General features: G+C 73.2%; 10 protein-coding genes. 5 read left to right on the top strand and 5 right to left on the bottom strand.

The features are described from left to right. Positions 1-4 precede the first annotated feature (4 nt). Complete coding sequence (locus IE248_RS23230; protein ID WP_190031575.1) at positions 5-1129, bottom strand: TDT family transporter; 1125 nt, start codon at positions 1127-1129, stop codon at positions 5-7. Positions 1130-1199: 70 nt separating this feature from the next. Between IE248_RS23230 and IE248_RS23225 the strand changes: the two genes are divergently transcribed. Further along, a complete protein-coding gene (locus IE248_RS23225) occupies positions 1200-2138 on the top strand; it encodes a LysR family transcriptional regulator (protein WP_047960519.1) in 939 nt (312 codons plus the stop codon). A gap of 224 nt (positions 2139-2362) precedes the next feature. Here IE248_RS23225 and IE248_RS23220 read toward each other — a convergent pair whose 3' ends face one another. From IE248_RS23220 to IE248_RS23210, 3 genes are all read right to left on the bottom strand, one after another. Continuing rightward, complete coding sequence (locus tag IE248_RS23220; protein WP_190031574.1) at positions 2363-3064, bottom strand: gamma-glutamyl-gamma-aminobutyrate hydrolase family protein; 702 nt, start codon at positions 3062-3064, stop codon at positions 2363-2365. 45 nt (positions 3065-3109) lie between these two features. Continuing rightward, positions 3110-4588, bottom strand: coding sequence for an ethanolamine permease (eat, locus tag IE248_RS23215; RefSeq protein WP_037793589.1), 1479 nt, complete (start codon positions 4586-4588; stop codon positions 3110-3112). A gap of 129 nt (positions 4589-4717) precedes the next feature. Then, positions 4718-5464: a FadR/GntR family transcriptional regulator gene (locus IE248_RS23210; protein WP_073795988.1), complete on the bottom strand. Its 747-nt coding sequence runs from the start codon at positions 5462-5464 to the stop codon at positions 4718-4720. A gap of 77 nt (positions 5465-5541) precedes the next feature. On the opposite strand from IE248_RS23210, the gene IE248_RS23205 reads away from it, so the two are divergent. The 4 genes from IE248_RS23205 (at position 5542) to IE248_RS23190 (ending at position 10584) form a co-directional block, all read left to right on the top strand. Beyond that, positions 5542-6906 carry a glutamine synthetase family protein gene (locus IE248_RS23205; RefSeq protein ID WP_008741886.1) on the top strand — a complete coding sequence of 455 codons (1365 nt, stop codon included), beginning with the start codon at positions 5542-5544 and terminating at the stop codon, positions 6904-6906. 64 nt (positions 6907-6970) lie between these two features. Next, on the top strand, positions 6971-8335 hold the full coding sequence (locus tag IE248_RS23200; RefSeq protein WP_190031573.1) for an aldehyde dehydrogenase family protein: 1365 nt from the start codon (positions 6971-6973) through the stop codon (positions 8333-8335). Positions 8336-8340: 5 nt separating this feature from the next. Continuing rightward, positions 8341-9135 (top strand): 3-oxoacyl-ACP reductase, encoded by a 795-nt coding sequence (locus tag IE248_RS23195; protein WP_073795984.1) that lies wholly within the window; start codon positions 8341-8343, stop codon positions 9133-9135. A gap of 144 nt (positions 9136-9279) precedes the next feature. Continuing rightward, a complete protein-coding gene (locus IE248_RS23190; RefSeq protein WP_229895469.1) occupies positions 9280-10584 on the top strand; it encodes a haloacid dehalogenase-like hydrolase in 1305 nt (434 codons plus the stop codon). Positions 10585-10603: 19 nt separating this feature from the next. On the opposite strand, the gene IE248_RS23185 is transcribed toward IE248_RS23190, so the two are convergent. Further along, positions 10604-11809 carry an amino acid deaminase/aldolase gene (locus IE248_RS23185; RefSeq protein ID WP_008741882.1) on the bottom strand — a complete coding sequence of 402 codons (1206 nt, stop codon included), beginning with the start codon at positions 11807-11809 and terminating at the stop codon, positions 10604-10606. Positions 11810-11879: the final 70 nt, after the last annotated feature.

Here is an 11879-nt window from a genome sequence, read left to right as displayed (position 1 = left end):
GCGCTCAGCGCGGGGCGGCGAGGAGGCGGCCGGAGGCGAGGCCGCGCAGGGTGTGGGCCGCGGCCAGCAGCCAGGCGGTGACCAGGGCCAGGAACAGGGCGGCGGCCAGCCAGGCGAAGGCCGTCAGGCCGGTGTGGCGGGCCAGTGCGGCGGCGCCGGTGACACAGGTGCCGACGGGGAAGGTCAGCGCCCACCAGGTCATCGCGAACCCCATGCCCCGGCGGGCGGCCCGCACCAGCATCGCGGCGGACAGCGCCAGCCACAGCAGCGCGAAGCCCATCACGGGCACCCCGTAGACGACCGCGAAGGCGCCGAACGCACCGGCGTACGGGGCCCCGATCGACTGCGGGGCCATGTCGGCGAGCTGGTTCACGGCGGTGGTGGACTGGCCGAGCGGCCCCAGCACCAGGAACAGGGCGGGGGTCAGGGCCAGCGGCAGCGGACCGCTCACGATCAGCCGGCCGAAGACCAGGGGCAGCATGAGCAGGGTGGCCAGCAGGCTGATGCCGAACATGGCGTAGCAGGCGAGCAGCAGCGCCTCGCGGGGCTGGCCGGCGGGCAGGTGGGGTATCAGCAGCGGGCCCACGGCGGCGGAGACCATGGGGGCGACCACGGGGAGCAGCCACACCGGGGTGGCCTGGTGCGGCTCGACCTTGTGCCGGACCACCATCAGGTACGGGACGGCGACGGCTATGAGCAGCCCGGTCGCGGTGCCGGCGGTGAACAGGACGGTGTCGGCGGCGACGGCCGGGCCGGTGCCGATCAGGTCCTTGCCGACGGTGAGGGTGCCGGCGCCGACGGCCAGCAGCGCCATCGAGAGACAGCCGTAGAAGGGGGCGACGGCGGGGTCGAGGAGATGGGCGCGGGCCTGGTCGCGGTGGTGGACCCAGTGCCCGGCGCGGGCGGTCAGTAGGACGGCGAGGGCGGCGGCGGACAGCGCCCAGAACAGCTGGCAGGCCACGCGCTGGCCGGGCAGCTGGTACGGGAGGCTCGCGCCGGCGTTCGCGATGATCGCCGTGCCCATGACGGCGGCGTACCAGTTGGGGCCGAGGTGCCGGAGCGCGGGAGCCTTGTGGGCCAGGGGCGCGGGGGCGGTGGCGGAGCGGGGTAGCGCGAGGGTGGTGGCCATGGAGCCAGCGTCCCGCCGGAGCGGGCGGGGCGGCAGAGGTCACCTTCATATGAGGGCATAAACTGCATTTATGGGTAATGAGGAGTGGGTGCCGCTCGCGCACCGCGTGCCGGACCTCGGCGCGCTGGAGCTGCTGCTGGCGGTGGCGCGCGTCGGCAGTCTGAGCGCGGCCGCCCGCCGGCTGGGGATCACCCAGCCCGCCGCGAGCAGCCGGATCCGGGCGATGGAGACCCGGCTGGGCGTCGCGCTGGTGGACCGCTCCCCGCGGGGATCGACGCTGACGGCGGACGGTGCGCTGGTCACGGACTGGGCCCGGCGGGTGGTGGAGGCGGCCGAGGCGTTCGATGCGGGGGCGCAGGCGCTGCGCGGGCGGCGGGACTCGCGGCTACGGGTGGCGGCCAGCATGACGATCGCGGAGTACCTGCTGCCGGGGTGGCTGATCGCGCTGCGGGGGCAGCGGCCGGACACGGCGGTGTCCCTGCACGCAGGGAACTCGGCGGTGGTCGCGCAGCGGGTGCTGGCCCACGAGGCGGACCTGGGGTTCGTGGAGGGGCTCTCCGTGCCGGAGGGTCTGGACTCGGTGGTGATCGCGCAGGACCGGCTGGTGGTCGCGGTGGCGCCGGGGCACCCGTGGGCGCGGCGCTCGCGGGGCGTGGTGGCGGCGGAGCTGGCGGCGACCCCGCTGATCCTGCGGGAGCGGGGGTCGGGGACGCGGCAGGTGCTGGACGCTGCGCTGGCGGGGAGCGGGGGGCTGGCGGAGCCGCTGCTGGAGCTGGCGTCGACCACGGCGGTGAAGGCGGCCGCGCTGAGCGGGGCCGGGCCGTGTGTCCTGTCGGAGCTGGCGGTGGGGGTCGAGCTGGCGGGGCGGCGGCTGGTGGAGGTCCCGGTGTCGGGGGCGGCCGGGCTCGGCCGGGCCCTACGGGCGGTGTGGCCCGGGGGGACGCGGCCGGCCGGGCCGGCGCGGGACCTGCTCTCGCTGACGCGGGGCCAGCCCCCGGGCGCCGCCTGACCGGCTGTCGCCGGGGCCCGTCCGGGCGGTGCGCGTTGCCGGGTGCGGCGCCGTCGCCGGGGGCCAGCCCCCGGACCCCCGCGCCTCAAACGCCGGCGGGGCTGAGGTGGGTGCCGGCCCCGGACCCCCGCGCTCAAACGCCGGCGGGGCTGGGGGTGCCGGCCCCGCACCCCCGTGCCTCAGGCGGCGCTGAAGGGGGTGCCGGCGGTCTGAGGTGGTTGGGGTTAGGCCGGGGTCAGGGTGTAGGCGCAGGCTTCGATGAGGGAGGCCATTACGCGGGTGTCGTTGTCGCGTTCCGGGTGCCATTGGACGCCCAGGACCCAGCGGTCCGGGTCGGGGAGTTCGACGGCCTCCACCGTGCCGTCCAGGGCGTGGGCCGAGACCACCAGGTCGCGGCCCACCCGGTCCACCGCCTGGTGGTGGTACGTCGGGACCTGCGCCTCCTCCGGGACCAGCCGCGCGTACCGCGTGCCCGGCACGGGGCGGACCGGGTGCCAGGACATGACGCCCGGGGTGTCGACGTGGCCGTCGATGTGCTGGTGCAGCGTGCCGCCCAGGGCCACGTTCAGGGCCTGCATGCCCCGGCAGATGCCCAGCAGCGGCATCCGCGCTTCGAGCGCGGCGTTGATCAGCGCCAGCTCCCAGTGGTCGCGGACCGTGGCGGCCGCGCCCGTACGGGGGTCGCGCGCGGCTCCGTAGTGGACCGGGTCCACGTCGGGGCCGCCCGCGATGACCAGGCCGTCCACCCGGCTCAGCACCTCCGCCGCCCTGCCGGGCTCGTCCGGCGGGAGCAGCACGGCCGCGCCGCCCGCCGCCTGGACGAGTTCGTGGTACCCGGCGGGGGCGAGGGCGGCGGGGAGGTCCCACACCCCGAAGCGGGTGGATTCCTCCACATAGGTGGAGATGCCGATGAGCGGCCTGGGCACGGTTTCTACCTCCGGGAGCGGATGCGGTCGGACGGGGCAAGGATTTCAGTCGCGGGAGAGTTCCGCCTCGGCTTCCGCGAGGGCCGCGAACTCCTCCTCGGGCGCCGAGGCCACCAGGTGGTGGCGGCTGTAGAGCGCGAAGTAGGCGAGGGCGACGGCGTACACGGCCAGCGCGATGAACGCCGCGTCCTTGTCCACCAGGAAGGTGGCGACCAGGGCCGAGAGGGCGAGCACGAAGGCCACCGAGGAGGTCGCGATGCCGCCCGGGGTGCGGTACGGGCGCTCCAGCCCGGGCTCGCGCTTGCGGAGCACGATGTGCGAGAGGGCCATCAGGGCGTACGAGATGGTCGCGCCGAACACCGCGATGTTCAGCATGCGCGGGCCGTTGCCGGTGGCCGCGGCGAGGGCGAAGCCGATCGCGCCGGGGATCAGCAGACCGAGGTACGGGGCCTTGCGCTTCGAGGTGAGGGACAGGAAGCGCGGCAGGTAGCCGGCCCGGGACAGGGCGAACAGCTGGCGCGATCCGGCGAAGATCAGGGAGAAGAACGAGGCCACCAGCCCGGCGAGACCGGCGTAGTTGACGAAGGTCTTCAGCCAGGACAGGTCCGGGTTGCCCTCCAGCGCGACGACGAGCGGGTTGCCCGCGTCCTTGATGGCGTCGGCGCCGCGGGCGCCGGTCGAGGCCAGGAAGGTGATGAGGGCGAGCAGGACCAGGATGCCCATGGAGATCGACAGGGCCCGCGGCATCGAGCGCACCGGGTCCTTGGCCTCCTCCGCCGCGAGCGGGACGCCCTCGACGCCGAGGAAGAACCACATGCCGAAGGGGAAGGCCGCCCAGATGCCGAGCACGCCCAGCGGCAGCCAGGAACTCGATCCGGCGGCGGTGGTGTCCACGGCGATGTTGTCGAGGTTCGAGGCGTCGAACTCGGTGAAGGCGCCCAGCGCGAAGACGATCAGCGCGATCACGGCGATCGCGGTGACGACGAGGGAGAAGCGCAGGGCCTCGCCGACGCCCCACAGGTGGATGCCTATGAACACCGCGAAGCAGGCGAGGTAGACGGGCCAGCCGGAGGTGAGGCCGAAGAGGTTGAGGGATTCGACGTAGTCGCCGATGAAGATGGCGATCGCGGCGGGGGCAAGGATGTACTCGATGAGGATCGCGGTGCCGGTGAGGAAGCCGCCCCAGGTGCCGAGCGCCCGCCGGGCGAAGCCGTAGCCGCCGCCGGCCGTCGGCAGGATCGCGGACAGCTCCGCGAGGGAGAACACGAGACACGCGTACATCGCGCCCATCAGGGCGGTGGCGATGGCGAGGCCGCCGAAGCCGCCCTGCGCGAGGCCGACGTTCCAGCCGGAGAAGTCGCCGGAGACGACGTACGCGACGCCGAGACCGGTCAGGAGCAGCCAGCCGGCGCTGCCGCGGCGCAGCGTGCGCCGCTCCAGGTACCCGTCATGGCTGTCGCCACCCTGGGGGGAAGTGGTGGGTTCGGGCACGGCTGTCAGCCGTGCCTCGATGTCGTCGGCCATGGTGCGCTCCTACCTGAGGGCAATGGTTGTGAGGCGTACCTTTGCGTCAGCGGAGTGGAACGCGCAAGACCCCTGCGTTAAAGAGCGGTTACGAAACCCTCCCGGCGCGGGAGAGAGCGAACCGGCCCATCAGGCCAGAAACCCCCTCAACAGGGCCGCCGTGCCGCAGCAGTGCTCGCGCATCGTCTCGCGCGCGGCGCCGGCGTCCCGCTCCAGGACCGCCCCGACCAGCGTGGTGTGCTGCTGCTGGGAGTGCTCCAGGTTGCGCACCAGCAGCGGGATGCAGTCCAGCAGGTCGTTCACCCCGGCCCGGACGGCCGCGTACTGGGCGGTCAGGGACGCGGAACCGGCGAGCTCGCACAGCGTGAGGTGGAACAGCGTGTCCTGGCGGCGGTAGTCGGCGAGCGGGGCGTCGTGGGTGGCGGCGAGGGCCGCGAGCAGCCGTTCGGAGCCCTCCGCGGTCAGCCCCTGGGAGGCGCAGAGGCCGGCCGCGCCCACCTCCAGGACCTCGCGGAACCGCAGGACGTCCTCGATGTCCACGCCCGCGACCCGCCGCCGCAGCTCCTCCTCGGCCCCGCCCACCGGGGTGTCCGGGCGCGGCAGTACGAACGTCCCGCCGTAGCGGCCGCGCCGGGATTCCACCAGGCCCTGGTCCTGGAGCACCTTCAGCACCTCGCGCAGCGTGACCCGGCTGATCCCCATCCGCTCGGCCAGTTCGCGCTCCGGCGGCAGCCGTTCCCCACCGGGCACCAGGCCCAGCCGGACCACCTGGAGGATCTGCTCCAGCGCCTCCTCGAAACCGTTGCCCGCCCGCACCTGTCGCAGCACGGGATTCAGCCGCGCGATCGCGCCGCCTTCGCTCGCCGTGTCGGTCATCTCGGCTCCTCCCCTTCCCAAGCAATGGTTCTATTCAATACCTTAGGCGCACTCGGCTCACCGAAGGAGAGATTCCAGTGGTAGACCGCAAGCCGCCGCTCGCGCCCGAGGAGCTCCGTGCCCTCGTCGCCAGCGGTGAGATCGACACAGTGGTCCTGGCCTTCCCCGACATGCAGGGACGCCTCCAGGGCAAGCGGTTCGCCGCACAGTTCTTCCTCGACGAGGTCCTCGCGCACGGCACCGAGGGCTGCAACTACCTCCTCGCCGTCGACACCGACATGAACACGGTCGACGGATACGAGATGTCCTCCTGGGACCGGGGCTACGGCGACTTCGCCATGCACCCCGACCTCGCCACCCTGCGCCGCGTTCCCTGGAACCCGGGCAGCGCCTTCCTGATGGCCGACCTGGCCTGGAACGACGGCACGCCCGTCGTCGCGGCCCCCCGCCAGATCCTGCGCCGCCAGCTGGACCGGCTCGCCGAGCAGGGCTACACCGCGATGGTCGGGACCGAGCTGGAGTTCATGGTGTTCCAGGACACCTACGAACAGGCCTGGAACAGCAACTACCGCGGCCTGACCCCGGCCAACCAGTACAACATCGACTACTCCGTCCTCGGCACCGGCCGCGTCGAGCCGCTGCTGCGCCGCATCCGCAACGAGATGCAGGCCGCGGGCCTGACCGTCGAGTCCGCGAAGGGCGAGTGCAACCTCGGGCAGCACGAGATCGCCTTCCGCTACGACGAGGCGCTGACCACCTGCGACCAGCACGCCGTCTACAAGACGGGGGCCAAGGAGATCGCCTCCCAGGAAGGCGTCTCGCTCACCTTCATGGCCAAGTTCGACGAGCGCGAGGGCAACTCCTGTCATATCCACCTCTCCCTCGGTGACGCCGACGGGCACAACGCGATGGCCGGTGACGGACCGGGCGGAATGTCCCCGGTGATGCGGCACTTCCTGGCCGGCCAGCTGGCCGCGCTGCGCGACTTCTCCCTTCTCTACGCCCCGAACATCAACTCGTACAAGCGTTTCCGGCCGGGATCCTTCGCGCCGACCGCCGTTGCCTGGGGCGTGGACAACCGGACCTGTGCGCTCCGAGTCGTCGGCCACGGCCGCTCGATGCGCTTCGAGAACCGCCTCCCCGGCGGCGACGTCAACCCCTACCTCGCCGTCGCCGGCCTGGTCGCGGCCGGGCTCTACGGCATCGAGCACCGGCTGGAGCTGCCCGACGCCTGCGCGGGCAACGCCTACACCGCCGACTTCGCCCACGTCCCGACGACCCTGCGCGAGGCCGCCGAGCTCTGGGAGAACAGCGAGATCGCCAAGGCCGCCTTCGGCCCCGAGGTGGTCGCCCACTACAAGAACATGGCGCGCGTGGAACTCGACGCCTACGACTCCGCGGTGACCGACTGGGAGCTGCGCCGCTCCTTCGAACGCCTGTAACCGGGCCCACGGCGCCCACCGCACCACCGGAAACCCCCGAACCGCACACCTGAGAGGCCACCACGTGTCCGATGCGCTGGACGTCTTGAACCCGGCCACCGAGGAAATCGTCGCCGTCGTCCCGGCCGCCACACGGGACGACGTCGACGCCGCCGTCGCCCGAGCCGCCGCTGCCCAGCGCGGCTGGGCGGCGGCCGCCCCCGCCGACCGGGCCAGGCTGCTGCGCCGCTTCGCCGCGGTGGTCGACGGACACATCGAGGAACTGGCCCAGCTGGAGGTCCGGGAGGCCGGACACACCGTCGGCAACGCCCGCTGGGAAGCCGGCAACGTACGTGACCTGCTGGACTTCGCCGCCGGGGGAGTGGAGAGGCTCTCCGGCCGCCAGATCCCGGTGGCCGGGGGCATCGACGTCACCTTCCTCGAACCCCTCGGCGTCATCGGCGTGATCGCCCCGTGGAACTTCCCCATGCCGATCGCCGCGTGGGGCCTGGCCCCCGCACTCGCCGCGGGCAACGCCGTCATCCTCAAGCCCGCCGAGACAACCCCGCTCACCGCGCTGCGCCTCGCCGAACTCGCCCTCGAAGCCGGGATCCCCGAGCACCTCTTCCAGGTGCTCCCCGGCCGCGGCGACGTCACCGGCGACGCGCTCGTCGAGCACCCGGGCGTCGCGAAGATCGTGTTCACCGGCTCCACCCGGGTCGGCAAGCAGATCATGGCCAAGTGCGCCGACCGGGTGAAGAGGGTCACCCTCGAACTCGGCGGCAAGAGCCCCAACATCGTCTTCGCGGACGCCGACCTGGAGGCCGCCGCCGCGGCGGCCCCCATGGCCTTCCTCGACAACACCGGCCAGGACTGCTGCGCCCGTACCCGGATCCTCGTCCAGCGCTCGGTGTACGACCGGTTCCTGGAGCTGGTCGCGCCCGGGATCGAGGGCGTCGTCGTCGGAGACCCGGCGGACGAGAAGACCCAGATGGGGCCGCTGATCTCACGGTCGCAACTGGACCGGGTGCGGTCGTACGTCACCGACGACCTCACCGCGATCCGCGGCAGCGCCCCCGGGGGCCGCGGCTTCTGGCACCCCCCGACCCTCGTCACCGGCGTCGCCCCCACCGCGCCCGTGGCGGTCGAGGAGGTCTTCGGCCCGGTCGCCGTCGTCCTGCCCTTCGAGGACGAGGAGGAGGCCGTACGCCTGGCCAACGCCACCGAGTACGGGCTCTCCGGCTCCCTGTGGACCCGCGACGTCGGCCGCGCGCTGCGCGTCTCGCGCGCCGTCGCCGCGGGCAACCTGTCCGTCAACTCCCACAGCAGCGTCCGCTACTGGACCCCCTTCGGCGGCTACAAGCAGTCCGGGCTCGGCCGCGAGCTCGGACCGGACGCCCTCACCGCTTTCACCGAGACCAAGAACGTCTTCATCAGCACGGAGGCCTGAAACACATGACCACTGCGTCCCACGAAGAGATCGTCTGCCGCCGCTTGGTCGGCCGTACCGCCGTCATCACCGGAGCCGGCAGCGGCATCGGTCTCGCCACCGCCCGCCGGCTCGCCTCCGAAGGCGCCAACGTGGTCTGCGCGGACATCGACGAGAGCGCCGGCAAGGCCGCCGCCGAGGAAGTGGGCGGCCTGTTCGTCAAGGTCGACGTCACCAGCCCCGAGGAGGTCGAGGCCCTGTTCAAGACCGCCTTCGACACCTACGGCTCGGTCGACATCGCCTTCAACAACGCGGGCATCTCGCCCCCGGACGACGACTCGATCCTGACCACCGGCCTGGAGGCCTGGAAGCGCGTCCAGGACGTCAACCTCACCTCCGTCTACCTGTGCTGCAAGGCCGCCCTGCCCTACATGCAGCGTCAGGGCCGCGGCTCGATCATCAACACCGCCTCGTTCGTGGCCATCATGGGCGCCGCGACCTCGCAGATCTCCTACACCGCCTCCAAGGGCGGCGTGCTCGCCATGTCCCGCGAGCTCGGCGTCCAGTTCGCCCGCGAGGGCATCCGCGTCAACGCCCTGTGCCCGGGACCCGTCAACACCCCGCTGCTGCAGGAGCTGTTCGCCAAGGACCCGGAGCGGGCCGCCCGCCGCCTCGTCCACATCCCGCTGGGCCGGTTCGCCGAGCCCACCGAGATCGCCGCCGCCGTGGCCTTCCTCGCCAGCGACGACTCCTCCTTCATCAACGCCACCGATTTCCTCGTCGACGGCGGCATCTCCGGGGCGTACGTCACCCCGCTGTAGCCGGACCCACGGGCGGGCGCCGGGGCTCCCCCCCCCGGCGTTCACCCGTACTCCACCCACCCGACAGCCGGGCGTCGCGCGACGCCCGGCTGTCGGGTTTACCGTCCGAGATGATCTTCATAAGAAAAGGGAGCGTTCACCTCAGTGACCCCACGTAGCACCGCACGACGGCTCCAGTCCGTCGGCGCCGCCGCCGCGATCACCGCCGCACTCGTCGCCACCGCGCCCGCCGCCCAGGCCGCCCGCCCCGGCGGCCACTGCGTCACCCCGAAGCTCGCGGCCGGCTGGTACGGGGACAACCAGGCCCGCCTCCAGCAGCTGATCGACCAGTACGGCCGCTGCGCCCCGTACCGGCCGAGCCGCGAGAAGCCCGTCGCCGTCTTCGACTGGGACAACACCGTCGTCAAGAACGACGTCGGCGACGCCACCATGTTCTGGCTGCTGCGGGGCGGGAAGATCCGCCAGCCCGCCGCCGGCGACTGGGCCACCACCAGCCGCTTCCTCACCCCGGCCGCCACCGCGGCGCTCGCCGACGCCTGCGGCGCGCTCGCCCGCCCCGGCGCCCCGCTGCCCACCGGGACCCCCGAGGGCGCCGGCTGCGCCGACGAGATCAACGCCGTCTACGGGAGCGCCACGACCCGCGGCGGGGCCGCCGCCTTCGCGGGCTGGGACCGGCGCACGACCGAACCCGGCTACGCCTGGCTCCCGCAGCTGATGCAGGGCTGGACCGCGCGCGAGGTCCGCGGCTTCGCGGCCGCCGCCCGCGCCGAGAACCTGGCGGCGCCGGTCGGCGCCACACAGCAGGTCGGCAGCGCCAAAGTCACCGGCTGGGTCCGCTACTACGACCAGCAGCGGGACCTCGTCAAGAGCCTGCAGAAGGCCGGCTTCGACGTGTGGATCAGCTCGGCCTCGCCGCAGCCGGTCGTCGAGGTGTGGGCCGAGGGCGTCGGCATCGACGCCGGCCACGTCATCGGCATCCGCAACGTCACCTCCCGAGGCGGGAAGTTCACCCCGCACCTGGAGGGCTGCGGATCGGTGCGGGACGGCGCCGACACGATGATCACGTACGTCGACGGCAAGCGCTGCTGGATCAACAAGGAGATCTTCGGCGTCCGCGGCGCCGCCGCCGAGAAGGTCCAGCCGGCCGCGCGCCGGCAGGTGTTCGCCGCGGGCGACTCCGACACCGACATCTCGTTCCTGCGGGACGCGACCGCGCTGCGGCTCGTGGTCAACCGGAACAAGAACGAGCTGATGTGCCGCGCCTACGACAACAGCGACGGCAAGTGGATCGTGAACCCCATGTTCATCGAGCCGAAGAAGCGCAAGGCCACGCCCTACCCCTGCGCGACGAGCGGGTACGTGGACCACGACGGCACGCCGGGCCCCGTCCGCCGGGGTGACACCAGCGTCATCCCCGACCAGACGGACACGGTGTACGCGGCCTCCTAGCTCCCGCAGGCCCCTCCTCTCAGAGGAAGGTGCGGCCCTCGCCCCGGTAGGTCGCGGCGGTGGCCGTCACCCGGTCGCCCTCGACCAGGTGCAACGCGTCGAACCGCTCGCACAGTTCCCCCGCCTTCGCGTGCCGGAACCAGACCCGGTCGCCGATCAGCAGATCGTCGGCCGGGCCGCCGAGCAGCGGGGTCTGCACCTCGCCGGCGCCCTCCTGCGGGTCGTAGCGCAGCCCCTGCGGAAGGTACGGGACCGGCAGCCGGTCGGCCCCGGCCGCACCGGAGGCGGGGTAGCCGCCACCCAGCACCGTGACCACGCCGACCCCGGGCCGGCGGACCACCGGCAGCGCGAACAGCGCGGCGGGACGGCCCCGGAACGAGGTGTAGTTGTCGAACAGGCGCGGTACGAAGAGCCCCGAACCGGCGGCGATCTCCGTGACGGCTTCCTCGGCGGCGGTCTGCTGGACGCTGCCGGTGCCGCCGCCGTTGACGAACTCCAGGTCCGGGACCACGGAGCGCACGGCCCGGACGGCCTCGGCCCGGCGGCCCGCGAGTTCCTTGCGGGCGGCGGCCTGCATGAGGCGGATGACCCGCGAGCGCAGCGGCCGCCCCGCGAGGGCGTCCCCGACCCCCGCGACATGGCCCTCGTAGCCCATGACCCCGACGACCCGGAAGCCCGGCCGGGCGGAGACGGCGCGCGCCAGGTCCGCGAGCTGGGCGGGCTCGCGCAGCGGCGAACGCAGGGCGCCGACGCGCAGCTTGCCGCCGAGGAGCCGGAGCGCGGTGTCGAGCTCCAGACAGACCCGGATCTCCTGGGCGCCGCCGCCGCGGGAGCGGTCGATCAGCTCCAGCTGGGCCGGATCGTCGACCATCACGGTGACGGCGGCGGCCAGTTTGGGGTCCCCGGCGAGCTCGGCGAACCCGGCGCGGTCGGCGGAGGGATAGGCGAGCAGCACGTCCTCGAACCCGGAGCGGGCGAGCCACAGGCTCTCGGCGAGGGTGTACGACATGATCCCGGCGAACCCGGGCCGGGCCAGGACCCGTTCCAGGAGCGCACGGCACCGGACGGACTTGCTGGCCACGCGGACCGGCTTCCCGCCGGCCCGGCGCACGAGGTCGTCGGCGTTGGCGTCGAAGGCGTCGAGGTCGACGATGGCCAGCGGCGCGTCGAGGTGGGCGGTGGCCCGGTCGTACCGGGCCCGGTCGCCTCCGGCGGGGGGTGTCATGGCGGCAGCTTGCCAGACCCCTTTACCGGTGGGTAGGCCCCGAACCCGGCCGTCTCACCCCTCGGCCCCG

The sequence above is a fragment of the Streptomyces goshikiensis genome (assembly GCF_014650555.1).
GTDB lineage: Bacteria > Actinomycetota > Actinomycetes > Streptomycetales > Streptomycetaceae > Streptomyces > Streptomyces goshikiensis.
This window is presented reverse-complemented; position numbering and strand designations above follow the sequence as displayed.

What these genes read in the sequence shown, in the direction of transcription:
- IE248_RS23230 (WP_190031575.1), bottom strand. Translation starts at nt 1,129, where the DNA reads ATGGCCACCACCCTCGCGCTACCCCGCTCCGCCACCGCCCCCGCGCCC.
- IE248_RS23185 (WP_008741882.1), bottom strand. Translation starts at nt 11,809, where the DNA reads ATGACACCCCCCGCCGGAGGCGACCGGGCCCGGTACGACCGGGCCACC.
- IE248_RS23195 (WP_073795984.1), top strand. Translation starts at nt 8,341, where the DNA reads ATGACCACTGCGTCCCACGAAGAGATCGTCTGCCGCCGCTTGGTCGGC.
- eat (WP_037793589.1), bottom strand. Translation starts at nt 4,588, where the DNA reads ATGGCCGACGACATCGAGGCACGGCTGACAGCCGTGCCCGAACCCACC.
- IE248_RS23210 (WP_073795988.1), bottom strand. Translation starts at nt 5,464, where the DNA reads ATGACCGACACGGCGAGCGAAGGCGGCGCGATCGCGCGGCTGAATCCC.
- IE248_RS23225 (WP_047960519.1), top strand. Translation starts at nt 1,200, where the DNA reads ATGGGTAATGAGGAGTGGGTGCCGCTCGCGCACCGCGTGCCGGACCTC.